We start from the raw sequence: 25,066 nt of genomic DNA, 5'->3' as shown, positions 1-25,066 counted from the left end.
AAGCGGCTAAATTTCTTGAATTGTAAAATAGTTACACTTATTTTTTTTAATTAACACCGGTTCAAAAAATGAAGAGGTTGTGAAAGTGAGGGAACTGAATTTACCGGTTCGATATGCATTTTCTTACAATTTAATTGAGAAAGATTTAAGCTTAAATTAATTTTTGGTCGCTTCTTCTATTGAATCTTAGTGGGGGATAGTAAAAAATTGGATGCAGGGATGTTTACCATTACAAACGATACTAGCATTACAAATAAAACTAACATTACAAATAAAACTAACATTACAAATAATAAATAAGTCAGGAAAAAACTATGAGTAGACTTTGGCAATTTCTCGCTACTGCCATTCTGGTGGTAGCTTCTTTTAATGCCTGGAGCGATACAGCTCTGGGTTATCAAAAGCCTCCCAGCGAAATTCTCGATCTGGTAGATATCAAGCTTGCACCCAGTACCTTTATGGACGACAAACGAGAAAATATGCTGATGCTTTATCGAGATACCTATAAGTCGATAAGTGATCTTTCCAAAAAAGAAATGCGGCTTGCCGGTTTACGTATTGACCCGGTAACTAATATTGGTAGCCGAGTGACCTACTATAATGAGATGAAAATCAAACATCTTGTTGATGGTAAAACCATTACAGTCAAAGGCATACCTGAAAATGCTCGTCTGGCGAATTTTCAGTGGTCGCCTGATCAGAAGAAAATGGCATTTACTCATACGACGGAAACCGCAGTAGAGTTGTGGTACCTTGATATTGCTAAAGCTAAAGCAAAGCGTTTGTCCAAAATGGCACTCAATGCGAATTTAGGAAATGTAATAACCTGGTTTGCCGACAGTCGCTCATTATTAGTTAAGGCGGTACCTGAAAACAAAAGGGCGTTAATTGATACCAATTCGGCTGTTCCAAATGGCCCTACGATTTCTGTCAGTGACGGTAAGAAAGCGCAAAATCGTACTTATCAGGATTTGCTCAAGAATAAAGATGATGAGTTTAATTTTGAACAACTAGCGTTATCAACACTTTATAAAGTGACTTTAAAGGGAAAAAGTAAACGCTGGCTGGATACCGCAATGTATGGTGATCTATCTATTTCGCCAGACGGAAAGTACGTTTTGGTTAATGAAGTAAAGCGACCTTTTTCTTATCTGGTGCCTTATTATCGTTTTGCAAGTAGTACCAGTGTCTATGATATTGATGCAGATCTGGTAAGCGTGATAGCCGATACACCTTTAGTTGAAGACTTGCCAAAAGGCTTTATGGCAGTAATTGACGGCCGTCGAGAAGTGAGCTGGCGACAAGACGAAGCCGCAACATTAATCTATGTTAAGGCACTCGACGGTGGTGATCCGGCGAAAGAAGTAGAGTTTCGCGATCAGGTTTATCAGCTTTCAGCACCATTTAAAGGTGAAGGACGCCCTTTGATTAAAACCTTTAATCGCTTCTACCGCATCACCTGGGGAGATAACAACACTGCAATTGCGCAGGATTACTGGTGGAACAACCGAAACACCAAGTCCTATCTGTTCGCTCCGAATGACAATAGTAAACAACCGCGCATACTCTTCGATAGAAATTACCAGGATCGCTACAGTGACCCTGGAAGTTTTGTCACTCAAAGAAACCAGTTTGCTCGACCTGTTCTGGCAATACAGGATGGCAGCCTGTTTTTGCTAGGGGCTGGGCATAGCAAAGAAGGACAGTTTCCATTTTTGGACAGTTTGTCGCTTAATGACCAAAAACTGACCCGATTGTATCACTCAAGTTATACCGATAAGCTTGAGAGACTTTATGATTTTGAAGCCGATAAAAGCCGACTATTGGTTAGAATTGAGTCCAAAAACGAATACCCCAATTATTATTTTCGAACACTCAATTCTCAAAAACAGGCGCTAACTCAAATCACCCATTTTGAAAATCCATTCAAGAGCATACAAAATGTTGAGAAGCAGGTAATTGACTATAAGAGAGAAGACGGACTCGAATTATCTGCAACTCTGTATTTGCCTCTGGACTACAAAAAAGGTGAAAAGTATCCCATGTTGATGTGGGCGTACCCCAGAGAGTTTAAAGACAAATCCAGTGCTTCACAAAATACTCAAAATCCGAACGAGTTTACCTATCCCTATTATGGCTCGCCAATTTACTGGGTAACAAAAGGCTATGTTGTACTTGATGATGCTGCTTTTCCTATTGTTGGCGAAGGTGAAGAAGAACCTAATGACTCGTTTAGAACTCAGCTTGTTGCCAATGCTAAAGCGGCTATCGACGCGGTCGATGAGAAAGGCCTGATTGACCGGGAGCGGGTTGCAGTTGGTGGTCATAGCTACGGTGCATTTATGGTTGCGAATCTGCTTTCTCACTCTGATCTTTTTGCCGCAGGGATTGCTCGAAGTGGCGCCTATAACCGTACCTTGACTCCATTTGGTTTCCAAAGTGAGGAAAGGAGTTACTGGGAGGCTCCTGATATCTATTATACGATGTCTCCCTTTATGCACGCAGACAAAATGAAAACGCCTCTATTGTTAATCCATGGCAATGATGATAATAATTCTGGAACCTACCCAATGCAGAGCGAGCGTTACTTTAATGCGTTAAAGGGGCTGGGGGCGCCTGTGAGGTTAGTCATGTTGCCTAAAGAAAGTCACGGTTACCGGGCCAAAGAAAGTATCTTGCATGTGCTCTGGGAACAGGACCGCTGGCTGGATTTGCATCTGAAACCAAAACAAAGTCAGCTTTCAAACGCAAAATAGTTATCGTTGAAGCAAAACTTTTGCGTGAAAGCAGATAAATCCTGAAACAGCCCGGCAATGATGTCGGGCTGTTTGGGTGAGAAAGCTTCGACAATGTGTCGAATAACAGGAAAGCCTGTTTAATGTATACACTCGAATCGTGGACAAATAATTGGTCCTTATCTGCAGAATGATTGAATATTGCAACCAGTTCTCTGTCTAGACGCAGTGAGGCTGAATTTGAGGATTGGAGCGTCGAAACCATCCGGTAATAGAATAACGATCTGCTTTTGACGGGAGCACTTCGTGTGGAAAATCTTCGCTCAGAAAAGTGACCAAGGTTCCTGAACGAGGAGCTATTTTGAGCTTTTCGTGCTTTGACGGATAAATCACCAGCTCACCACCATCTTCGCTTTTCCAGTTTTCATTCAGGTAAAGAATGACAGTCAATATTCTGTTGTTTGCACCCCTAAATGAGTCTGTGTGAAGTCGATAGAAATCGTTTAACGCATAATGAGCGACATGTGTTTCAAAATAATTTAAACCTAGAAAAAGATTCTGATTTATCTGGCTTTTAAGCTGGTCAGCCCAATCTAACCACATTTTTCCCTGTAAAGAGTTTCCTTCGATCCATAGTATTTTGTCTCGTCTTATACTTTGGTTAACAAGGTGTTGTTCGTTACGTCCAATACCAGCTTCACGAAACTTATCGGCCTCTTGTTCAAGTACGAAAGATTTAAGTTGCTGCAGAGAAAACTGGTCAAAAGCGTTTTCAACAACGGAATAGCCTTTGCTACAGATATCGCCAGCAATCTGTGAGAATAACGAGGGGGGATAACAAATACCCATTTCTGAGACTTGCAGCTGGAGGGTCATAATTCAGGCAGTTTGGCAATTTGGCTGCACAAGATAGTCTGCTGGTAATGGTGAGTAAAACAAAACTATTTTATCTTAAGGATGACCAACCTTGATTTGCCTGCAGGATTAACTAAAATCGCAGACTTTGTTAATCTAAATTCAATCTTTCTATATAGCTAAACAGGGTAATAAAATGGAATCCAATGTGGACAAAGTCATTCTGGCAGTTCTTTTGATCGTGGCAATTGCTTACTTTTTTTATAAGAATCAGGGAAGTAGCGAGCAAGCGGATAAGAACAGGCAAGTTGGAGCCGCGTTTCTAGCAGAAAATAAAACTAAAGACGGAGTTGTTGAAACCGCTTCGGGACTGCAATATCTGGTGTTAAGAAAAGGTGAAGGTAGTGTAAATCCCAAAGCAAGCGATCGAGTGAAGGTTCACTATCACGGAACCCTGATTGACGGCTCTGTTTTTGATAGTTCTGTGGAGCGAGGGGCGCCGCTTAGCTTTGGGTTAAATCAGGTAATTAAGGGATGGACAGAAGGTGTACAGTTGATGGCTGTCGGTGACAAAACGCGCTTTTTTATACCGGCTGACCTGGCCTATGGTAACCGCAAAGCTGGCAAAATTGAACCCGGCTCCACGCTCATATTCGATATTGAGCTGTTGGCTATCAATGAATAAATAAAGAGCTCTACAAGTGGTCGCTAGCAACATCGACTATTTATTCTATCAACAAGTAAATTGTCGAATTAACAGGAGGGAGACCTCCTGCTTCAACTTTTCTGGATGCAGCTGTATCAATCAGAAGATAATTTAGCCTTTCTTTCGAGCCCGGTTAAAAACGCAACGGATAATAACCCATATTTTACCAAGCATTAAACTCTTCGCTGGAACCCTTATGACTGGTTGTTACTTAACCAGTCTGAAAGCATTTGAAAATGCTTTTTAAATTTCCTTTCTAAAAAATCTTATTCAACAATTTTTTTTTGCGTGAATATTCACGTCTCCAAAAAATAAATATCAGAATTAGTACACATTTTTTTTATTGTAGTGTGAATTTTTACATTAATCTTTTGGTAGTTTTTGGCAAAAACCTAAATTTGTTACAAAAGGCTACATTACCGCTACAAAACATAAAAGATACAGGTGTGTATAATCTCTATATTGGAACTTAGACACATTGAATCAGACAGGTGTAGCGGTAATGAAGAGACTTGTTCAGCAATTTATTTTAATCAATCTTATCTTGGCTGGGGTACTAACGGCCTGCTCACAGGACGCAGTAAAAAAGGTATACACAAAGTCAGATGTAAAGCTTAATAAATTTAGCTGGTCGGGTAATGTTCCCGAAAAGAAAAAAGTAGTTGTTGTCAATGAATACGGAAATATTACAACTCGTAGTTCAAAGCAAGGCAACATTATGTTGTCAGGTGTAATTCAGCTAGTTGGACCTGATGCGCCAGAACCTGAAGTCAAGACCTTTGAACAATCAGGCGTTCTCCATATTGAAGTTTTATACAAAAGTGATACGCAAGATGCACATGGCAACCGTATTGCTCGTATGGATATGGGAGTATATGTTCCTGAAAACGTTAGTCTGGAGATAAAAACCAGTTTTGGTGATATCAAAGCCAAAAAGCACCAATCCAATATTGTGGCTTCGTCTGACTCTGGAAAAATTAAATTAGCGAGCCGAGGAACCATTTCTGCACAGACCAATTCGGGCGCAATTAGTGCTCATGTACTGAAGTGGGAAGGTGAAAGGTTTGGTCCTCGCAATAAGAAAAAACAATATCAGTTGAACTCACAGAGTGGAGAAATTGATATTTATTATGATGCAGATACCTTGATAGACATTAAAGCAAGCTCAGGTGTTCAGATAAAATCTGATAGCCCCTCGGTAAAAAAATTAATCGAAGCTTCATCCACCCCAGTGCTCGAGATTACTCAACAAGAAAGCACTCGCTTGCTAACGGCTCATTCAGGACAAAACACAGTAACTATTCATGTTAAAGAATCGGCTTCTTCCAGTGTAAGTACTCCAAGCAGCTTTGAAGGCGATGTCAGGGATTTACCAAAAACTGAAGAGTGGAAGCCTGGCGATCCCATAATTGAAATGCAAGATGGGCGTTCAGATGATGAAAACAGTAGTACCGATTCAGAACAGGAAAATACTAAAAAGCGCGGAATTAGTCGAAAGAAAAAAGATGACTAAAAAAACAGCGTAACTACCCTAATTTTTAACCAGGAATTTTTATGATAATGGCTGAGAAACGTCACTGACAGATCCCGGCCAGGCGAATGAATTAATATGTTTGTAGGAGATAACCCTATGTTCGATACAAAAGAACAAAATAGAAATGGTCAACAACAGGCCAGATTTTTCAAAACCAAGAACTCATTGTTACAGAAGCAGTTAAAGATTGCCCTTTTCGGTGCAGGCGTTAGCTCACTAATGACTTTTAGCGGTGCTTCAATGGCAGCTGAGCGAGGACTCAATAAAATTGCTCAACCAGTAATGAGTAAAGGCCAGGTCATTAGAGATAACGTAGAAAGTAAAAAATATCGTGGGGCTACCCTGGTAGACCATGTATCTCCTACAGGTTTTACCGGAGATATCCGTGAGCTTCCAAAAGCTCGAGAGTGGCAGCCGGGTGATGCGGTAAAAGTCGCCAACCCAAGAAAAATATCTGATCTACCCGATAGACTGCCAGCAGTTAACTCTGTTGTGAAAACTCAAAGTAACTTGATTGAAAAGCAGCGTAAATCTGCTGCCAAGGCGGTCGCTGACCTGGAGGTAGGGGTCAACGTCACCGGGTTTGACTTTAACGGTGTTAACCCACCGGATCCAACTGGTGAAGTAGGAGAGAACTACTACATCCATTCGATCAACTCCTACGGTGGTTCGACTGTGCAAATATTTAATAAGGCTACCGGTGAGAAAGTTGGTAATCCTTTTGATATGGACAGCCTGGCGACCACTGGCGACTGTCAGGATGGTCTGGGTGATCCGGTAATTGTTTATGATGAATATGCCAAGCGCTGGCTGCTCAGCGAGTTTTCGCAAGACGGTCCGAATAAGCTTTGTGTTTATATCTCTAGAACATCTGATCCTGTCAGCGGTGGTTGGTACGCTTATGAGTTCGCTGCCCCGAGTTTCCCTGACTACCCTAAATATAGTGTTTGGGGAGGCAACTACTATGTGAGCGCTAACGAAGGCGGCGGAGCTGTTTACGCTTTGGAGCGTGAGAAGATGCTAGCGGGTGAATCTGCTGCAATGGTAAGAAAGGCAGTTCCCGCTCTTGCTGGTTTTGGCTTTCAGTCGATTTCCCCAATCGATGCTGACGGTGCGAATCCTCCTGCCGATGGAACGCCTGGATTATTCATTCGTCATCGTGATGATGAATTGCACAATGCTGGCTCAAACGATGGTGAAAGAGACTTCCTTGAACTGTGGACATTTACCCCGGATTTTCAAAATCCCGACAATAGCGTTTTAGAAGGACCGCAAAATATAGAAGTTACCGAGTTTGACTCTAATTTTAACTGTCCTGATGGTTTTGGGTGCTTGGAGCAAAAACCTGAAGCCGGTCAAAGTTTGTCGACACTTGATCCGTTGAAAGAAGTTGTTAACTACAAACCTCAGTATCGTAACTTCAATAGCCATGAATCCATTACCGGAAGCTTTGTAACCAAGCTTGCTGACAATAATGCTGGCCTTCGTTGGTTTGAATTGCGCAAGACCGCAGATGAATGGACCCTCCACCAAGAAGGTATTATGCCTTCGAGTGACAACAATAGCCGATACATGTCAGGTGCAGCGCTTGACGGTGACGGTAATATGGCTTTGGCTTACATGACGACTGGTCCAGATCAGTTTCCAAGCATTCGTCTAACCGGACGCCGAGTAGGTGATGCAGAAGGAACTGTTTCTGCTGATGAAATTACTATCGTTGAAGCAGATGGCAGCATTGCAACTGAGCGAGATGGTGATTATAGCCAGATGTCGGTCGATCCTGTTGACAACTGTACTTTCTGGTATACCGCTGAGCACGGCGGCGCAGGAGCACAGTGGAAGACAAATGTTGCTAACTTCAAGTTTCCAGGTTGTACCGGTAATGGTTCTACTGATCCTGGATTTAGTATGAGTGCATCTAACCGTTCGCAAGCGGTGTGTCGCTCAGGTGAATTACTGGCTATGCCGGTTTCAATTACCGGATACAACGACTTTGGTGGCAATGTTACCTTAAGTTATGCAGAGCTTTCTGAAGGTATTAGTGGAGACTTCTCTGTAAACCCGGTAGCAGAGGGCAATTCGTCAAACGCGCTGGTGACTGTGAGTGAAGGAGTTGTCGCAGGAGAGTATACCTTCAAGATCCAGGGTGCTAGCGAAGGTGTTGACTCCAGAGAACTAAGTGCGACAGTTCGAGTTGTTGACAGCGAACATACTTCAACTCTTTCTTCACCAGCAAATGGTGCTGAAACGGTTGATTACACGACGACTTTATCCTGGGAAGATTCAGGATATGTGGCCGAGCACACAATCGAAATTGCAACTGACGCTGAGTTTGCAAATATTATCGCTACAGGCACGGTTGCCAGCGGAACTAACTATCGTCCATCCGAAGGTCTACCGCAAAGTACAACGCTTTACTGGAGAGTAACTGCTGCGAACGCCTGTGGTGAAACCCTATCTGAAACTTTCAGCTTCACTACTGCTTCGGACAAAGACAATGCTATCGAGTTAGTACCTAATGAAGCTCGTGCTATTGAAGGAAGCGAAGGTGAATATGGTGACTACTATGTTGAAGTCCCTGCAGGTGTCGAAATATTAAAAATTAAGACATCAGGTGGTCAAGGTGACGTAGATATTTATGTCGGCTTTAACAAGATTCCAATGACTCAGTCAGACGTTATCTGTTTTTCTGAAGAGTCAGGAACTTTGGAAACTTGCGAAATCGAATCACCTGAGCCGGGCAGCTATTTCATTACGACTGCCGCCTATACTGATTTTAGCGGTGCTGAGTTAGTCGCTGAGTTCGCGAAACCGAATCAGCCACCTGTCGCTGTAAATGACAGTTTCACAGTCGAGGAAGGCAGTATACGTAATCCTTTGGATGTTATGATTAATGATACCGATGTTGATAATGATACTTTGACTCTAACTGCAGTTGATTATTCAGGAGGCGGCGCAGCGTCCATCATTGATGGCAAAATATCCTATTCGCCAAACGCTGGATTTGTCGGTACTGAGGAGTTTGAATATACCATTTCGGATTCAGTCAGTGGTACTGCTCGAGGTAAAGTGACTGTAGAAGTCAAAGCCAAACCTGGAAGTGGTGGCGGAAGCATTGGATTCTTCGCTTTGATTTTACTCCCATTGCTAGGTGTTAGACGACGTAAAAACGTTTAATTATCACTTCATTATTTTCGATAGTTTATTGGGCCAACTTTAACGTTGGCCCTTTTTTATTTAATACAACAAATATTGGTCAAACGTATCTAGATCGATATCTAATCATTTGATTTGACCCTTTTTCAAAGAATCATCGTTTTTTACATAAACCTGAATCAATTGTTCAGATTTTTACAAAATTTACCAGTTACCAATCAATGGAGATGAATATGAAGTTTTTACCTTATGTCGTTATTTTGGCGCTTTTAACCTTGCCGACAGTTACTGAAGCAAAGAGTAGTGTCTCAAATGAGCGCTCCTATGCACTAGCCGTTGAAGAGAAAAAGGTTAAGTTGTCAAAACTATTAAATGCAGTAAGTAAAAAGACCAGTAAGCAGTTCATGGTACACGCTAACAGCCGGAGTGAAGTTGTAGCCTACGGTATTGAAGAAGAGAATGTTAACTACAATGAGCTTCTCTCCATTATCGATTTGAATGGAATGGCTGCAGTGGAAATTGAGGGTATTGTCAATATTCTTCCAGTTAGTCTGGTTAAACAATATCCGGTACCACAAATAAGCGCGGGTGATAAGTTAGAGCATGGTAACCTGTGGGTAACCAAAATAATCGATACCGGTAGTCTGAGCGCTGGTGAAGTGCTTCCACTACTACGCTCTCTTGTGCGTGTTGACGGGCATATGGCCAGTCATGGCAGAAGCCATTCCATTATTCTGGTTGCGCCCTATAATTCTGTGGTGAGAGTTGAAAACATTATTCGAGAACTTGATCAGGCAAACTCAAAGGCGACCAATAAAGCAAGTTAGTTACAGCGTGACTATTGGTGGTAAGTTGACGCAGCAATTAAATATCACAACTAGATATTACAACTAAATGTCACAAGCCTGTCTAGCAAGCCGATTTACATTTCAAATGTGTAAATCGGCTTTTTTTCAAGAGACTATTTCTTTAAGAACACCATGTTTTTGACTCTGCCTGCTGCAAGAGTAAAACTTTTTATCGCTCCGTCACTGCCACGATTAAAAGAGAAAGTGCCAAATTTATCATCGGTTAACAAGTCTGTCATGATAGAACGTAAGGTTGAGAATTTTTCTCCATTGATAAAAATTGAAAGCTTGTTATCTTGCAATTTAAGATCATAGGTCGTATCAAGCTCTTCACTATAGAAGCGTCCAGAAAATGCGCCAAATTCTTCACTATCGTAGTTCACGCTCTCATATCTTGTGGCAATATCCGGTAGTTCACCGCCATACTTAAAGGAAAATGCAGCCACCTTATCTTTATTCATGCTAAAGGTAATAATTACGCGATCATTACTTTCCATAGTAAACTGGTTTTTCGCAATTGGAACCAGTCTGTCTCCATCGTCCGAGCCTCGCTGATAAAATAGTGCGTTATCTTTAAATACAATGCTTCTTGAAAAATTCAGTGCAGGGTACCAGTAATCGCCTTGCCACTGCTTTAATTCCTTTTCGCTTAGCTTGAGCGCTTCGGATTTAACACTGTCTACTTTTTTTCTTGATTCCGGCTTCTGAAATTTATCTTTCAAAAACAAGTCAACAATTTGCAACGCTTTTTGATCGACGCGAGCGTCGCTTCGATTGGCCAGAATAACAATAGTGAATTTCTCTTGCGGAAAACGTATATAATTGGCTCGGTAGCCAACAAAAGCACCACCATGACTAATCATTTTTAAACCATAAAATTCTCTGACTCCAAGGCCTGCCGAATACTCAATTGCCGCTCCATTGTTCAGCTTTCCAGTTGTTTCCATCATAGTCCAGAAATCTTTATTGAGTATATCGGATTGATAACTTGCATCATCCCACTTTTTCATGTCTTCGATGGTGGTAAATACTCCACCGTCGCCAATCATGTCCAGTGTTGTCATGTCGATCTTAAAGCTTCCATCTTGCAATGGGGAATAACCGGATGCACGGTTTTTAACTATCATGGTATGGTCATTATGAAAGTGAGTGTTATTCATTTTTAAAGGTTTGAATATTTCGTTTTCAGCGAATTCTGCCATACTCCTTCCTGTGACTTTTTCGACGATTTTTCCGAGTAGCCAGTAACCTGAATTACTGTAGAGAAAATTTTCACCGGGCTTGAAATTGTTGGTTTTCTGGTTAATCAGCCATTTCATGATTTCCTTGTCAGTATAATGGTCATTCTCATCCAAACCGGAAAGATAAGATAAGGTCAGGTAGTCACGTATACCACTGGTATGATGCAACAAATGGCGAATAGTGATCTGCCTGGCGTAATCTGGAAACTCTGGAAAAAAATCTGTCAAAGGATCGTCAAGGCCAAGCTTTCCTTTTTGCACCAGAAGAATAATACTTGCGGCTGTGAATTGCTTTGAGGTAGACGCAATTCTAAAAACTGTTTTTGGTGAATTCGCGATGTCGTAATCCAGGTTGGCCATACCGTAGCCTCTACTGTAAATCAACTTGCCATTCTGAATAATCCCTAAAGCACCGCCAGGCGTATCAGGTTTATCCCATTCGCTGAAAAGTTTATCGATTTCTTTGCTTTGCGGGATCTGGGCATGTGTAGTCAAAGTAATAAACGATATCAGTATCAGAATTCCTGTTTTTAGCATTTATTTTTCCTTAAAGATTAAATAGAGGTAAAACTCAAAAATGAGAATTTATTGGATTACTATTAACGAAGATATTTTGAATGAAGGTTTACTATAAACGCAATAGAAGTCTCTTCTGTTTACATAAATTTACCTTTAAATATTAACTGGGCTCAACGACTGAAAAAAAGCAGGGAGGTATTTACCTGTTAAAAAAGAAAGGACGATGAAGCTAACAGAAGTTGTTCAGCGCGCCGGAATCTGTAACAGGTTAGTAGCAACTACTTTCAGGCTGGATTTGTCGATGATGAGCTGGAACAGATCACCATACCTGGATTCGTCAATATTTTCAGCTTTTCCTCCTATCAGTCTGATTAGAGTCGGAGTGGTATTGCTATGCCCGACAACCAGAGCGGAAACTTTATCCTGCAATAGCTTGTCGGCAAATTCTTTGAGCTGACGAGGGTCGTAATGAGTAACTACCAGAGCTTTTATGTCGGCGCTTACTGCAGCTGTTTGCAAGGTTCTTTGATAGCGCGTGCTATAGATTTTGCTCAAGGCTGTTTTGGAAAGCATTGTCGCCAGATTTTTTGCTCGTTCGTGACCCTGGACGGTCAGTTCTGGATCTGTCTTTGGCTCGTTTGCTTTTTCCGCATGACGAACAAAGTAAAGCGTAAAAGTATTGTTATCAGGGGTTGCAGATACCTGATTAACTGACGATTGAGAGGAATCTGCTGTCGCGCCGGTGATGATAAGAAAACCCAGACTGATGGTAATCAATGTGTTGGTGATTTTGAGAATCAGCTTTTTCATGTTAGATCCGCTAGTTAATATTTCTATCAAAAGACTTTTATTTATTACCGAAAGATTCGTGTTTATTACCGAAAGATTCGTGCTTATTATCGAAAGATTCCTGTGTTACAACATGCTATCCCAAATTAGCGAGTTGTCACAGCAGATTTTTGTTAACAGGTCTTATTCTGCTGAACTGGAACATGTTTAAAGTCAGTTATTGTTTCTGTCCAGATAGTTTCTGTCAAGATAGACTCATTCAAGAAAGGCTCATTCAAGAAAGGCTCATTCAAGATAGGCTCATTCAAGATAGGCTCATTCAAGATAGACTCATTCAAGATAGACTCCGCCTGCAGCGACAGGACTGGCAGGCGGAGGTCATTAACTGGCTATAGCCTGTTGTGAACATCGATATTGAACAATATCCTCAACACTCAATACCACCATTTCATGTTGTTCAGCAAAAGAAATGATTTGCGGGAGTTTGGCCATAGTTCCGTCTTTGTTGGTTAGCTCACACAAAACGCCTGCAGGCTCGAGATTTGCTAGCTTCATCAGATCGATCGTGCCTTCGGTATGGCCCCGGCGACCCAAAACTCCGTCTTTATGAGCTTTTAGAGGAAAAATATGTCCAGGCCGACTCAAGTCCGACTCGCATGCTGCTAATGATGTAGCTGCTCGCACAGTGGTTACTCGATCTTTGGCGGAAACACCCGTTGTTACTCCCCGGGCTGCCTCAATCGACACGGTAAAGGCCGTTCCATGTCGGCTGGTGTTTTGATCAACCATCATAGGCAATTTAAGCTGATTTATTTTTTCTTCGGTGAGACACAGACAAACAATACCGCTGCACTCTCTGATTAACATTGCCATTTGTTGCTCACACAAAAACTGAGTCGAGAAAATTAAATCCCCCTCATTCTCTCTATCTTCGTCGTCGACAAGTAATACTCCCTGTCCTGCTTGTAAAGCAGCGAGCGCTTTGTTGACTCGTTCCACAGCATTGCCAAAACGGATGAGCGAACAATGTTCAGCAGAGGCTGATGCCTGCTTTAACATTGAATGTTCTTCAATTGATTGAGCGTTATTTGATTGAGCTGTGACTGATTGAGTTGTGACTGATCGTGCCGCAACTGGCTGGTTTGATAATAGCTGATTCATGGTAATTCCTCTTATTGGTACATGAATCAGGGCGTGAGAAGGCACAGCAAATCCTGCCTGAATTTTGGAGCTAATAAAAGTTGAACCTAATAAAAATTGGTCCTTATTAAAGTTGAACCTAACAAAAGTCCAAGCTGCACAGGCATGACAAACTGTTAGCACTAAAGGCAAGCTTTAATACTGCTTCATTCTCTCCCATCCGGACTGTAACCGTCGGCTCTGGATTTTGACCAGATCTGCTTGACCTTTCTTGTTAGCAGTTGATTAATTATCACCGTGTATCAACTATCACAGTAAATTAACTATCACAGCAAATTAACTATCACAGTGCAATCACTGATGATTTTTCAACCTGCTAAAAACAAAAAAGCGCTCGCGGGCTTTTTCCCTGAAACTCAGTAAATGATTTCAAGGAAACTACCGCCGGTGGGGAATTTCACCCCGCCCTGAGAATTAATCTAATTGTAAACGGCATTTTTACCGCACCGAGATAATAAATTATCTTCGAGTTAATTAGAAGGAAATATTTTTTCTGGAATCGGTAGATTACATTTTTTTTCAATTTTATTTCTGTTAAAGAATGCGCTACCTTTTGTAACAAATTTTGCTACTTTAATTTTGTCCGAAAGGGATATGGACAATTGCCGGCCAACTATCTAAGCTGAATTAATATTTAGCAAAGTGAAAGAAGAGCTATGCCTAACAAGTCGAATACCCAAAAAGTTCAGGAAAGTCGGGAGTCAACTCAAAGTTACGATTATCGTGAACGCCAGGTTCCACTGGAAAGTGAGCGAGCATTCCGTCTTGGCGAAGGGAAAATCAGCGGTTATATTTCGGTCTTTCTCGGCAGTTTAAGTTTACTCGCGGTTTTTGCCTACCTCTATCCATCTTACCTGACCACTGGTGAATTGCGTCAGGCCTATGATGCAAGACAACTCCAGCAGTTACTCAAGTATGCCATGTATTTTTCCCTGTTCTTCGGTATTTTGACTTTTGTCCTGGGAAAATACCGCAAAATGGGGAGCATAGGTATTGTGCTCACCGGGATAGGTTTTGCTCTGGGGGGATATAGTATTCCGGTCAAAGGTGTTGAGCCAAGAGAGCTGTCACTGGGAGTAGACTGGTTAATTCTTGCCTTTCTCGGTTCGGCTTTTATCTTTATGACACTGGAGAAACTATTACCCAAGTATAAAGAACAGGTGATTTTGCGAAAAGAGTGGGGACTTGATCTTTTCTATTTCTGTTTTAATCATTTGGCTATTTCGGCAATCCTGCTATACGCCAACTACCATGTCAGCCATTTTGAATGGGCTGTTAGTGACAGTTTGCAAGAGAGTATTCGCACACTTCCGATATGGCTTCAGGTTATCGCTATTATTCTTTGTGCCGACTTTGTTCTCTATTGGGAACATCGTATCTTTCATGAAGTAAAGCCATTGTGGCCGATTCATGCGGTTCATCATTCCGTTGAGACTATGGATTGGCTTGCCGGCTCTCGGGGACATTTTATTCAGATTTTTTCTGAGAGAGCCATGGTTATGGTACCTCTGTATCTTCTTGGTGCAGACAAGGCCGCGCTGGATATTTATGTTGCCTTCGCTGCATTGCAAGCGGTGTTGATTCATTGCAATACTCGTTTGCCTTTTGGTCCGCTCAAGTATATTTTGGTAACACCACAGTTTCATCATTGGCATCATAGTTCAGAAAAGCCTGCAATCGATACTAACTATTCTGCCCATCTGGTGATATTTGACTGGTTATTTGGAACCTATCATATGCCCGGGAAACATTGGCCGGCAGACTATGGTACGACCAAAAAATTACCCGCGACTTATCTGGGTCAGCTATTCTATCCTTTAAAGGTATTTAAAAAAGAATAAAAAAATTCTTTTTTGTGAAATAAACAGGGACTGTTATCTCATACGTAGAAATTTGAAAGCCGTCGACAATAAAGAAGTTAAAAAGCAGTATTTAGGATGAGCGAAAATAACAACGAAAAAATTTGGCTGGGAGATTTTTTATATCGAACAGCGACAAGAGAACTTAAGAGAAAGGGTGCAACCAAAACAATTCGTTTGACGCCAACCGAGGCCAGTATCCTTTCGCATCTTTATCGTAACCAACACAGAGTTGTGTCCAAAAATGAGCTGCTGGATCTTGTGGCTGATGGACGTGTTCTCACTCAGGATAATATTCTCACACATATAAAGAAAATCCGTGCTCGACTGGGTGATAATGCAGCGGATCCAGTCTACATCGAAACCATTCCTAAAAAAGGCTATCGTTTCATTGCCAAAGTTAACCAGGTCAAGAACCCGGGCATCGGGCATTATGGGCTGGTGTCTTCCATAGCTATCGCCAGCGCTCTTTTGATCACTCTGGTAGTGTGGTTAACCTCAGAACAAAGACCACTGCTAAACCAGCAGCGAATAACCCAGGTCACTTCACTTAAGGGTCAGGAAATGGACGGGCATACCAGCCCGGATGGAGAGTATGTTGTATTTTCACATCGCCCATTTGGTCATAAATTTTGGGAACTGGTGATAAAAAAGCGGGGTGAAGAAAATTATTTTCGTCTGGTTGAAGCTGAGTCCAATGCCAGACGCGCTCGTTTTTCGCCATCCGGACGACAGCTGGTTTATCACCGCTACACAGGTACGCGCAGTGAAATTGTTATCGCCGATCTGGATTGGCGGGAAAAACGACTAAACAATAGTCGAGTGTTGGTAACACTTCCTGCCGGTATGCTTTCTGTCTATATGGATTGGCAGGACGATACAACGCTTTATTATTCCACAAAGGGCAATAAAGCAGACCCTTATCATATTGAAGCGATTAATATTGATAGTGGTAGTTCAAGGCTGGTTACCAAACCGCCGGTAGGAGGACATGGTGATCTGGCATTAACCTACTCACCCGAGAGTCGACTGTGGGCTATTTTGAGGAACCATGGTTGGAGTAAGACAGAAATCCTGACTTTTGATCCACAAACCCAGGTCCTAGAATCGGTTATTTCTGTGCCGCGAGCATTGATCTCGGTTGCCTGGAACAAGCAGGGTAGTGGTCTGGTGTTTCGCGGCGGCGCCGGTCAACTACTGGAAATTTCTCTGCAGGATAAAAGTATCGAGCCGTTGCTCGAAGCTGCAAGTCCGGTCTATGCACCTTTTAGAATAAGCGGTGATACTTTTGGTTTTATGCAGGGGGATTTAATCTCCTCTGATATTCAGTCTTTTGATCTCAGGGCAGTGGAATCGACTCTGTTGGGGAATGGCGCAGGTTCAGCCGGATATTCAGTCGAAGATAATGTGGTGGTGTCATCAGCCTTTAATGATTCCATGCCGACGGTTGCCGAAAATACCGGGGCGCTGGCATTTGTGTCTTCACGCTCAGGTTTGTCCCAGATTTGGCTAAAGGCCAAAAACGGGGCTTTGACTCAACTTACTCGATTTGAAGAAAACCTTCGCCTGATCAATCTGGCGATCGATAAGGATGCGCGTTATCTGGCTTATACCACCAATGCACAGCTTTTTATAATGAACATAGAAAGTGGCGAGTTGATATTTCAGAGTAAAAACCAGCATAACGCCCATGCCTTTCCTACTTTTAGCGATGATGGCACCAGCATTATTTATTCGGTGAAGGATGAGTCGCGCTGGCAACTGGAAAAACGTCGTTTGAATGATATTCAGGTCCGTCAGGTTTTAACGGAAGGATTTTACGCCAAGCCCTGCCGTAATCTGTCTTTGACTGCCGAGGATCAGATCGAAACTGAAAACAACAAAGCAAACAATCAAAATGTCCATGCAAATGCAAACGAGCGGAATAAAGTAGCAAACCGCAATGCGGATAAAGACTGTCTGTTTTTCACGCGTAAAGGCGAAGATAATTTATATCGATTAACAGCTCAAAATGAGATAATTGATACCGGTGTTCGTCTCCACGATATTCAATTTTATGAGCAATTTCAGATCAGCGGATCATGGGTTTATCAGGTAGCCAAAATGGAAGGAGGAATGAAACTCCTTAGGACCAACCTGGAGACCCAAAAAGAAGAAATTATTGCAAAGGCAGAGTCACGACGATTCACTCTGGATGCCAGACAGGGAAAAATTTTCTGGACCAAGCGTACTCCTTCCGATACTAATCTTGCGCAAATATTAGTCAAATAACGACATATATCTCATAGAGGGATGATAATCGCGTGATCTTCATCGGTTTTCATCCATCTTCATTCTACTATTTGGCAATTATTGGTTAATCCTAAGACTTCATTGAGTTTTATCTCGCTTATGGGATTGTTTTCAAAGGAGTCGCCCAATGTATAAATCACTCGTCAGATTGTGTGTGTTTATCAGTCTACTTCTCGGGTCTATTTTAGTGCTAGCTGCCCCTCAGGAAGAAGAGACTCAAAGCAATAGCGACAACCTGCTTATTAATGGTAATCCCAATGATGATCCTATTGTTCTTTATTGTGAGCCTTATCCTGAATGTTTGATATGGCCGGAAGAGCCTCCGGCGGATGATTCAAGTAATGGGGATGAAGATCCTCCTCCAGGCAGCTAGTCACTGTACCGGATACGAGTGAATCATTTCGGTAAACAAGTCTTTAGACGGAGCATTCTTTAGACGGATAATTCTTTAGATGGGTCATGCTTTAGATAAATCACTCTTTAGATAGGTAATTCGCTCAGGTCGGTAAAAGCTTCAACTAACTCAAGGGTTCAGATAAGCAGACAGTTTAAATAAGCAAATTCAAAGTCACGGATATTGACGCAGGGAATTCCAGGCGGCAGGGATACTGAGGAAAAGGACTTCCAGCAGGAAAGGAAATCAGAACGGGAAAGGGATTTCCATAGGGACTTGTAATGGGTCTGCTAACGAAAGTTTCAGATCTTTTTATCAGCCTTGTGTATTAAGTAGCCAAAAGAGTAGTAGCAATGACCGATCCAGGGAAAAGTGTTCTGATTGTGGTGGAAGTCAGCGAACCACAATTACTTGAAGTAACCCACCAGAAAGCGCGTGACTTGATGGAGAATGTTTCTCCTGTGTCAAAAATGAGCGAATTCCAACCCGGTGGCTGTTTTGTTGTTCCTTTTGATGCAAAGGCTAATACTTTGGAAGCCATTGCCTGCATGTCCGAGGGTTTGCGGGATTTCATTCTGTGGAGTCGGGATCAGAGTCGCGACAATGAAGAAGAGCGGATCCTGATCAATGTTTTTTCCCCCGTGGGTTAAGTAACCAGAATCCCTGTGGGATCGGTAACCAAAAGAGAAGTTATTAGTGAAGTTGAAAAATCGCGCAGTAGAAAAAGACGATTTGCTTTTTAAAGATTATCAGTGGACCCACTATTCGGAGGACCATCCGAATATTAGTGGCTGGCCCGATCATACGGCATTTGACCGACGAGAGGGTGAGCAAATGCTCTACATGATTAATCAAATTATCGCTATTCATGAATTGAGTCCCGATAATGATGCAAAAATGATTGAAATGTTAATCCGCGGCAAGATGCCGGAAAGCTTCAGGAGCCAGCGAAGAGTTGTTAGCTGGGTGGCGGGTAACTGGAAGATGGCCTGGTTTAAGCGCTAGTAGTTTGTTAAGGGATTAGTGGGCCATCAAGTTAGTTGTTTAACAATTGAAAATAAAAACAAAGGTTAAAGTGATGATGGATTTCTACTTTGTAAGTAATGAAGCGCAGTGCAGTGGGGAACATGAAGTACACAAGGAGTGCTGCATATACCTGCCGAAAGATAAAAAACTGCTGGGTGGTTTTTTTTGCTGTGAAGACGCAGTGGTTGAAGCTAGTCGTTTTTTCCAAAACGTCGATGCCTGTCGTTTCTGTTCTCCTTTAGGGCGAATCAAATAACTGGCGTTAACCGGATTTTTAAAATACAGCAGTTTGACGGATATGGCACTGGTTAGCGGTATCAGTAATTAACAGTATCAATAATTAATGCTATCTGTATGGATAAACGCTGGCAATTATTTAAAGCTTAAAGCCAAACATAGAAAAAAGCAGTATCTATGGTTATTACAAAAAAAAGAATCAAAACTCTGACCGCCTATACCAAAAGATTTCGGCAAGGCGAGCCGCTAGTGGTGAGCGTGCGTAGTGAGCTAGTCAATCATCAGATGGCGGTTGATATTGGTTTTAGTGAGCAGTTGACTCCCGGAGAATCTGTATTACCGGAAGCGCTTGGTAAAGTTAGCCAGTTTAATGCTCAAGGCAGAGAGATTTTGCTGAAAGACCAACCGAAAGAGACTCACTACCGGCAGCAGGAGTGGGTATGGAAGGAGTATCGTGGTCAGTATGACTATGTGGAAAAATCGAAAATACTCAATGTGCCCTATGAACGATATCCCAGAAAAACAATTCCGCCGCCTGCTGTTGAGTTATGCATTGCGAGTAACGGGCAGGGTGAGAAGTTAATTGTCGCTGATTCGATTGTGTTTCTACCGGAAAATGAAGCGTTGCTTATTCATGTGATTAATCTGTTTCTGGAAATTTTTGGTCAGTGTGAAATTTTAATTGCCACTTCCGAATCGGTCATTCGAGCGCCTCTAAAAAAATTAAACTGGGAAGTGCTGGCAGCCGGTAAAAAATTGTGGAATGAACTAGAGCCAATAGTTGACAAAATAGTGAAAAAAATTTCTGTCGGGAATCGTAAGGTGATTAACAAAAGACTGATGTCGATTAATCTTTTTGGTCCCGAATTTATTGCCATTGGAAGAGCAGGATTTACTGGGGACTGGTTTTTTGGGTTTCCGGAGAAGCGTTTGTTTTTGTTGGAAAGCATGCAGATTAATAGTGCGACTTATGTGATTGAAAATGATTGGGGAGTTTTGTCGGGGTTATCCAGGGCGGAGCTTTTTGAGAGTGGGTTGCATAGGGAGAGGATTGAGCATAGGGATAGTTGGTTTAATGAAGTGGATGAGGTTTTGGGGGCGTAGAGAGAGTGATATTGAGGAAGTGATGTTAGGTGGTTTTTAATAGCAGCTATTATCTTGAAGCGGACATTGAATAAATTAACGTGATAGTCAATTTTCGACTCATAGCGGACATAGGTATCGAAATTATTTGTCTATTTGCTGGCAGATTAATCGAAGAATACTCTAATGCAATCAAGTAAATCACTTAGGTGAAATTAAGGAAAATAAATGTTTCTAGAATCTGTGACAATCAAGAATTTCCGAAAATTTAGGGATAAGAATAATACCATCTACTTCGTAAATTCAAAAGCTATCAAAGCGAGAGAAAAAGAAGATAAATCATCTCTAATTGCACCATCTAGTACGCTTATCATCGGTAAAAATAATACTGGAAAAACTACGGTCGCAAGAGCACTAAACCTCGTTTCTGAGAAAAAGAAGCCTAGTGCCTATGATTTCAATATGGATTATCTCAGAACGTTAATAGAGGCCTATGAGTTAAAGTTTAAAGAAGAGGGTTTTGTAGATGGATTGGAAACTCCACATTTAGAATTTAAATTGACAGTGAGAGTAAACATAAATGAGTTTGAAGATGAAGGTAGCGATATTGTCAATAATCTATATCAGTTTGTGTCGATCAGCTCAGAAATACCTGATCTGGTAACCATTATAGTTAGGTGCCAGATAAAGGAAGAGGAGGCTTTTCGTAATCAGCTGGTGAGTATAATAAATGCAGATTATTCGAAGTTTAAGGACACAAAGCTATCTTCGTTGAGAAAGCTAGAAAAGCTTTGTGATTTTATGAAGGATGATAAGTTATTCAAGCTAACCTATCACACCGCCTCTGGAGTTGAAGTTACAGACCCGTCTATAGGTGAGCTAATTAAAGTTAAAGAGATCAAAGCTAACCGTCACTTAAGCGATCACGTGCTATCCGATATATACCAGAAGATAATTTCATCCCAGTTCTCTGCCAACGAAGAAGATAAAAAAAGACTAGGCGAGGAAATCGATAAAATAAATGAATTAATCGATAATTCGGTAAGTGATAAGGGGGAAACCATAACAGAAGTATTAAAGGAGATTGAGAGTAATAATCATGTAGGCGTGGGTTTGAGCGGAGATGTTACGGAAGACTTAATTTTAAAACGACTGATAAGATACAGTTTTAGTGAAGGTGAAGATTATATACCGGAAAATCAGTTTGGGCTGGGATATGTAAATCTTTTGAATATTATTGGAGAAATTATTCACTATGTAGATGGGTATGAAGATGAAAGCTTTCGAAATCAGATAAACCTTCTTTTTATTGAAGAACCTGAGGCATTCATGCATCCTCAGATGCAGGAATTCTTTATTACCCGTATCGACTCTGCTGTTAAGAAGGTACTGGAGATTTCAAAAAAGGAAGGGAAGAGTTTAGGAAAGGAATTATACTGCCAGATCGCAATAACCACACATTCTTCCCATATAGTGAATAGCAAAGTTCATAGCTGCAACTCATTTGATAACATCAACTATTTAACCTCCGTAAATAAAAATGCAGAAGCTGTTCAGTTGAATGATAAGATCGTTTGTGGTGAAGAAAATTATGCGGAGAATGAAGGGTTAAAATTCATAAAAAAACATATTAAATATAAAGTTTCAGAGCTTTTCTTTACTGACGCTGTGATTTTTGTAGAGGGTGTTACAGAAGAAACGGTATTGCAATTTTATCTGGACCAGAACAAGACGCTAAGAGGTTGCTATATCTCTGTGTTCAATATTAATGGAGCCCATGGAAAGCTCTACTACCCATTAGTTAAAGCCTTAAAGGTTCCATGCTTGATAGTTACAGATTTAGACATCAAAAGAATGAATTGTGAAAAAAATAAAAAGAGCGACGATCATTTAGCTGGGGAAGAATGTCAATTCTGCGGGAAGACTGCCGAAGAGGAGGACAAAAAAATATATCGGCAGATAAAGTCATTAAAAGGACGTTATACAACAAATGATACGATCAAAACATTTGAAAATAGAAAAAGGGATGAAGACGGTTTAGAACCAGTTGATAAAGTTGAGTTGGAAGGAATTGAATATTTTTCCGATGAAAATCTATACGTGGTTTTTCAAAAATCACCTATAGAAGGGCAGTATGCAACGAGCTTTGAAGAAGCCTTGATTTTAACGAATTATAATAATGATATTCTCAACGATGTATTGAAATCACATAAGCCAGGTATCTATAAGAGCATTGCTGGCACGGATGAAAGCAAAGATTTAAGTAAGCTGGTTGAGCGTTCGTTCGAGTTGCAAAGAAAATTAGCAGATAGTAAGAGCGACTTTGCTAATACTCTTCTTTATAAAATAATTGTCTCGGAGGGTAATCATCCTGATTTGCCAATGTATATTAAAGAAGGATTAGAATGGCTAGCCAGGAGGCTGGATGCTTCTTTTGCCCCGAACGGAGGTGAAAAAAATGACTCCAAATGAAATCGCAGAAATCCAAGTCCAGAAACAATTGAATGACTGTGTGGACTCATTTGAGAGTTTTAGATTTAATGCAGGAGCGGGTGCTGGAAAAACATATGCTCTCGTAGAAACAATCCGATATATAGTTAAAAATAAGTTACTTGATCTTGAAAAGAAGAATCAACAGGTTGTTTGTATAACCTATACCAACGTCGCTGTTAGAGAAATTAAAGAGCGTCTTGGTAGTTCCGATATTGTATTGATTTCAACCATACACGATCGATTGTGGGATGTGATTCGGCCCTATCAGCAAGAACTTGTCAAATTGCATTTAGAAAAGTTGCAAGAAGACGTCAAAAAGACATCCGAAGAACTATTAGATGAAACAAACACAAAATTTAAAAAATATGCAAAGCTTTCTGACGATCAAAAAACTGAATTTAAATTTTTTGCGATGAAGCATCGTGAAGTATATACCGCAAATCGGGATGCGAATGCAGGCGAGTTTAAGGCGGCATATGAGGGTGTAGAAGATAAGCCAATATTTTTTTCTGATCTTATAAGTAACGCTCAGCATTTTAAGGAAGTTGTGAAACGATTATATAAATTGGAGCGGTATCAGCGTTGCATTACTGATATTGAGTCCAAAAAGAAATTGAAGGTTGAATATGATAGTGGATTTAACTCGGATCGTTTGGAGTTCATGAAATTCAGCCATGATACGTTGCTTGAGTATGCATGTAAACTATTTGAACAATATCCGATGTTGCAGCGTGTAGTAATTGATAAATACCCTTATTTTTTCATTGATGAATATCAGGATACAAATGAAAAAGTAATCCAGATTGTTAGCAATCTTTATCATGCGGCGAAGAAATATAAGAAGAGCTGGCTGGTTGGATATTATGGCGACACGGCTCAGAGTATATATGATGATGGTGTTGGTCTTCATATTAATGCAATGCATCCAGAAGTAATGGGCATAGATAAAGTATTTAATAGGCGTTCTCACAAGCAAATCATCGATAAAATCAATGCAATAAGAAATAATGAGATCGTTCAAGAGCCAATTTTTGATGATAGAAATCAGGGGGATGTGGCGTTTTACTATTCAGCGAGTGCTGAAGATAAAAAGGACATATCACTAGGTTTTATCGATCGTTACAGAAGTGATCTACACAATGATGAAAGTGTTAAAAGGAAAGATATTCATTGCTTGATATTAACAAATAAGTTGGTCACTGAACTTAGCCAATTTGGTGATATACATAGGGTTATAAGTGACTCGAATATATACTACAAAGATTTAAATACTAAATTACTTTCCAACGATTTAGAAAAGCTTCATCCTTCAATATTACTATTATACCGTATCATTAAACTCCATAAAGTCATGTTAAACGACTGCTCTACCTATGGTGATGTTTTAGGAAAAATGAAAGGGAGGGTTTCATTTGCGGATGCGCATGATCTATTTGAAAGAATACGGCTGTTAAAGTCTCTAAACTTGGGAGAGTTTGTTGTTGCATTGTCTGGCGAAATTGAGGAAGAGAAATGTGAGCAGAATTTAAGGTTAAATTTTCTTAGCAATCTTTCTGTCAATTTGAAGGAAGATGATAGCGCAAAGAATTTAAAAACATATGTGCTAAACAAAGTAAAGGAGTTAATGATAGCTTCCAGTAGTGGTGCATCTTCTGATGATGAAGAGAAAAGAAAAATTGATGCATTGCTCAATATTGACCTTGCTCAATGGCATCGCTGGGTTGATTTTATAGATAGAAAAGATGAAGGAAAAGACGTTATATTCCATACCTACCATGGCACAAAGGGAGAAGAATATGAGAATGTTGCAATTATTATGGAGCATAGCATTGGTGGGGGGTGGGAAGGTAGGGATAAGTTAAAAAATTTCTTTTTAAAGATTGGTTCACTTAACAAAGAAAATACGTCCGCTGGGGAGAAGGAAGAAGTTGATTCTGATTTTGAGAGTATCAAAAATTTGCTCTACGTGGCGTGTTCACGAGCTATAAAGAATCTTCGTATCTTGTATATTGATGATATAGGAGATATACGGAGTGGAATTGAATCAATTTTTGGTGAAATTTTGGAATGGAAAGCTCTAATTAAGTGATTTTTCTTAG

At 40.8% G+C, this 25,066-nt stretch carries 18 protein-coding genes and 1 riboswitch; of the genes, 14 read left to right on the top strand and 4 right to left on the bottom strand.

The window, feature by feature from the left end:
• Positions 1–314 precede the first annotated feature (314 nt).
• The gene (locus IYN84_RS18440; protein WP_196140745.1) at positions 315–2,756 is read left to right on the top strand and encodes a prolyl oligopeptidase family serine peptidase; all 2,442 of its coding nucleotides are present in this window, start codon (positions 315–317) and stop codon (positions 2,754–2,756) included.
• 198 nt (positions 2,757–2,954) lie between these two features.
• On the opposite strand, the gene IYN84_RS18435 is transcribed toward IYN84_RS18440, so the two are convergent.
• On the bottom strand, positions 2,955–3,584 hold the full coding sequence (locus tag IYN84_RS18435; RefSeq protein ID WP_210330700.1) for a 2OG-Fe(II) oxygenase: 630 nt from the start codon (positions 3,582–3,584) through the stop codon (positions 2,955–2,957).
• A 202-nt stretch (positions 3,585–3,786) separates the two neighbouring features.
• On the opposite strand from IYN84_RS18435, the gene IYN84_RS18430 reads away from it, so the two are divergent.
• The 4 genes from IYN84_RS18430 to IYN84_RS18415 all read left to right on the top strand — a co-directional run bounded on the left by IYN84_RS18430 (position 3,787) and on the right by IYN84_RS18415 (position 9,813).
• Complete coding sequence (locus tag IYN84_RS18430) at positions 3,787–4,275, top strand: FKBP-type peptidyl-prolyl cis-trans isomerase (RefSeq protein WP_196140743.1); 489 nt, start codon at positions 3,787–3,789, stop codon at positions 4,273–4,275.
• A gap of 523 nt (positions 4,276–4,798) precedes the next feature.
• Positions 4,799–5,809, top strand: a complete 1,011-nt coding sequence (locus IYN84_RS18425) for a hypothetical protein (protein WP_196140742.1) — start codon at positions 4,799–4,801, stop codon at positions 5,807–5,809.
• Between the two features lie 117 nt (positions 5,810–5,926).
• A complete protein-coding gene (locus tag IYN84_RS18420; RefSeq protein WP_196140741.1) occupies positions 5,927–9,007 on the top strand; it encodes an Ig-like domain-containing protein in 3,081 nt (1,026 codons plus the stop codon).
• 212 nt (positions 9,008–9,219) lie between these two features.
• The gene (locus IYN84_RS18415; protein WP_196140740.1) at positions 9,220–9,813 is read left to right on the top strand and encodes a hypothetical protein; all 594 of its coding nucleotides are present in this window, start codon (positions 9,220–9,222) and stop codon (positions 9,811–9,813) included.
• Positions 9,814–9,947: 134 nt separating this feature from the next.
• Here IYN84_RS18415 and IYN84_RS18410 read toward each other — a convergent pair whose 3' ends face one another.
• The 3 genes from IYN84_RS18410 to ribB all read right to left on the bottom strand — a co-directional run bounded on the left by IYN84_RS18410 (position 9,948) and on the right by ribB (position 13,544).
• Entirely contained in the window at positions 9,948–11,612 is a 1,665-nt protein-coding gene (locus tag IYN84_RS18410) for a serine hydrolase (RefSeq protein ID WP_196140739.1), read from the bottom strand.
• A 225-nt stretch (positions 11,613–11,837) separates the two neighbouring features.
• Complete coding sequence (locus IYN84_RS18405) at positions 11,838–12,404, bottom strand: phosphoglycerate mutase family protein (RefSeq protein ID WP_196140738.1); 567 nt, start codon at positions 12,402–12,404, stop codon at positions 11,838–11,840.
• A gap of 360 nt (positions 12,405–12,764) precedes the next feature.
• On the bottom strand, positions 12,765–13,544 hold the full coding sequence (ribB, locus tag IYN84_RS18400) for a 3,4-dihydroxy-2-butanone-4-phosphate synthase (RefSeq protein WP_246723039.1): 780 nt from the start codon (positions 13,542–13,544) through the stop codon (positions 12,765–12,767).
• Between the two features lie 183 nt (positions 13,545–13,727).
• A riboswitch (FMN riboswitch) is annotated at positions 13,728–14,002 on the bottom strand.
• A gap of 237 nt (positions 14,003–14,239) precedes the next feature.
• On the opposite strand from ribB, the gene IYN84_RS18395 reads away from it, so the two are divergent.
• The 9 genes from IYN84_RS18395 (at position 14,240) to IYN84_RS18355 (ending at position 25,056) form a co-directional block, all read left to right on the top strand.
• Positions 14,240–15,424: a sterol desaturase family protein gene (locus IYN84_RS18395; RefSeq protein ID WP_196140737.1), complete on the top strand. Its 1,185-nt coding sequence runs from the start codon at positions 14,240–14,242 to the stop codon at positions 15,422–15,424.
• A gap of 96 nt (positions 15,425–15,520) precedes the next feature.
• The gene (locus IYN84_RS18390; RefSeq protein ID WP_196140736.1) at positions 15,521–17,713 is read left to right on the top strand and encodes a winged helix-turn-helix domain-containing protein; all 2,193 of its coding nucleotides are present in this window, start codon (positions 15,521–15,523) and stop codon (positions 17,711–17,713) included.
• Between the two features lie 148 nt (positions 17,714–17,861).
• Entirely contained in the window at positions 17,862–18,107 is a 246-nt protein-coding gene (locus IYN84_RS18385; RefSeq protein ID WP_196140735.1) for a hypothetical protein, read from the top strand.
• A 374-nt stretch (positions 18,108–18,481) separates the two neighbouring features.
• Positions 18,482–18,778, top strand: a complete 297-nt coding sequence (locus tag IYN84_RS18380) for a hypothetical protein (protein ID WP_196140734.1) — start codon at positions 18,482–18,484, stop codon at positions 18,776–18,778.
• 46 nt (positions 18,779–18,824) lie between these two features.
• Positions 18,825–19,133 carry a hypothetical protein gene (locus IYN84_RS18375; RefSeq protein ID WP_196140733.1) on the top strand — a complete coding sequence of 103 codons (309 nt, stop codon included), beginning with the start codon at positions 18,825–18,827 and terminating at the stop codon, positions 19,131–19,133.
• A 73-nt stretch (positions 19,134–19,206) separates the two neighbouring features.
• On the top strand, positions 19,207–19,410 hold the full coding sequence (locus IYN84_RS18370) for a hypothetical protein (RefSeq protein WP_196140732.1): 204 nt from the start codon (positions 19,207–19,209) through the stop codon (positions 19,408–19,410).
• 158 nt (positions 19,411–19,568) lie between these two features.
• Positions 19,569–20,495: a hypothetical protein gene (locus IYN84_RS18365; protein ID WP_196140731.1), complete on the top strand. Its 927-nt coding sequence runs from the start codon at positions 19,569–19,571 to the stop codon at positions 20,493–20,495.
• Positions 20,496–20,702: 207 nt separating this feature from the next.
• Complete coding sequence (locus IYN84_RS18360) at positions 20,703–22,946, top strand: AAA family ATPase (protein WP_196140730.1); 2,244 nt, start codon at positions 20,703–20,705, stop codon at positions 22,944–22,946.
• Complete coding sequence (locus tag IYN84_RS18355) at positions 22,933–25,056, top strand: UvrD-helicase domain-containing protein (protein ID WP_196140729.1); 2,124 nt, start codon at positions 22,933–22,935, stop codon at positions 25,054–25,056. Before IYN84_RS18360 ends, IYN84_RS18355 begins: the two co-directional genes overlap by 14 nt.
• The last annotated feature ends 10 nt before the right edge of the window (positions 25,057–25,066 follow it).

Origin of the sequence: Aliikangiella sp. G2MR2-5 (genome assembly GCF_015687155.1) — a bacterium.
GTDB lineage: Bacteria > Pseudomonadota > Gammaproteobacteria > Enterobacterales > Kangiellaceae > Aliikangiella.
The sequence above is the reverse complement of the archived record's forward strand: the minus strand, read 5'-3'. Positions and strand labels throughout refer to the sequence as shown.

Coding starts and splice junctions, on each gene's coding strand:
- IYN84_RS18440 (WP_196140745.1), top strand. CDS start 315: ATGAGTAGACTTTGGCAATTTCTCGCTACTGCCATTCTGGTGGTAGCT.
- IYN84_RS18435 (WP_210330700.1), bottom strand. CDS start 3,584: ATGGGTATTTGTTATCCCCCCTCGTTATTCTCACAGATTGCTGGCGAT.
- IYN84_RS18430 (WP_196140743.1), top strand. CDS start 3,787: ATGGAATCCAATGTGGACAAAGTCATTCTGGCAGTTCTTTTGATCGTG.
- IYN84_RS18425 (WP_196140742.1), top strand. CDS start 4,799: ATGAAGAGACTTGTTCAGCAATTTATTTTAATCAATCTTATCTTGGCT.
- IYN84_RS18420 (WP_196140741.1), top strand. CDS start 5,927: ATGTTCGATACAAAAGAACAAAATAGAAATGGTCAACAACAGGCCAGA.
- IYN84_RS18415 (WP_196140740.1), top strand. CDS start 9,220: ATGAAGTTTTTACCTTATGTCGTTATTTTGGCGCTTTTAACCTTGCCG.
- IYN84_RS18410 (WP_196140739.1), bottom strand. CDS start 11,612: ATGCTAAAAACAGGAATTCTGATACTGATATCGTTTATTACTTTGACT.
- IYN84_RS18405 (WP_196140738.1), bottom strand. CDS start 12,404: ATGAAAAAGCTGATTCTCAAAATCACCAACACATTGATTACCATCAGT.
- ribB (WP_246723039.1), bottom strand. CDS start 13,544: ATGAATCAGCTATTATCAAACCAGCCAGTTGCGGCACGATCAGTCACA.
- IYN84_RS18395 (WP_196140737.1), top strand. CDS start 14,240: ATGCCTAACAAGTCGAATACCCAAAAAGTTCAGGAAAGTCGGGAGTCA.
- IYN84_RS18390 (WP_196140736.1), top strand. CDS start 15,521: ATGAGCGAAAATAACAACGAAAAAATTTGGCTGGGAGATTTTTTATAT.
- IYN84_RS18385 (WP_196140735.1), top strand. CDS start 17,862: ATGTATAAATCACTCGTCAGATTGTGTGTGTTTATCAGTCTACTTCTC.
- IYN84_RS18380 (WP_196140734.1), top strand. CDS start 18,482: ATGACCGATCCAGGGAAAAGTGTTCTGATTGTGGTGGAAGTCAGCGAA.
- IYN84_RS18370 (WP_196140732.1), top strand. CDS start 19,207: ATGATGGATTTCTACTTTGTAAGTAATGAAGCGCAGTGCAGTGGGGAA.
- IYN84_RS18365 (WP_196140731.1), top strand. CDS start 19,569: ATGGTTATTACAAAAAAAAGAATCAAAACTCTGACCGCCTATACCAAA.
- IYN84_RS18360 (WP_196140730.1), top strand. CDS start 20,703: ATGTTTCTAGAATCTGTGACAATCAAGAATTTCCGAAAATTTAGGGAT.
- IYN84_RS18355 (WP_196140729.1), top strand. CDS start 22,933: ATGACTCCAAATGAAATCGCAGAAATCCAAGTCCAGAAACAATTGAAT.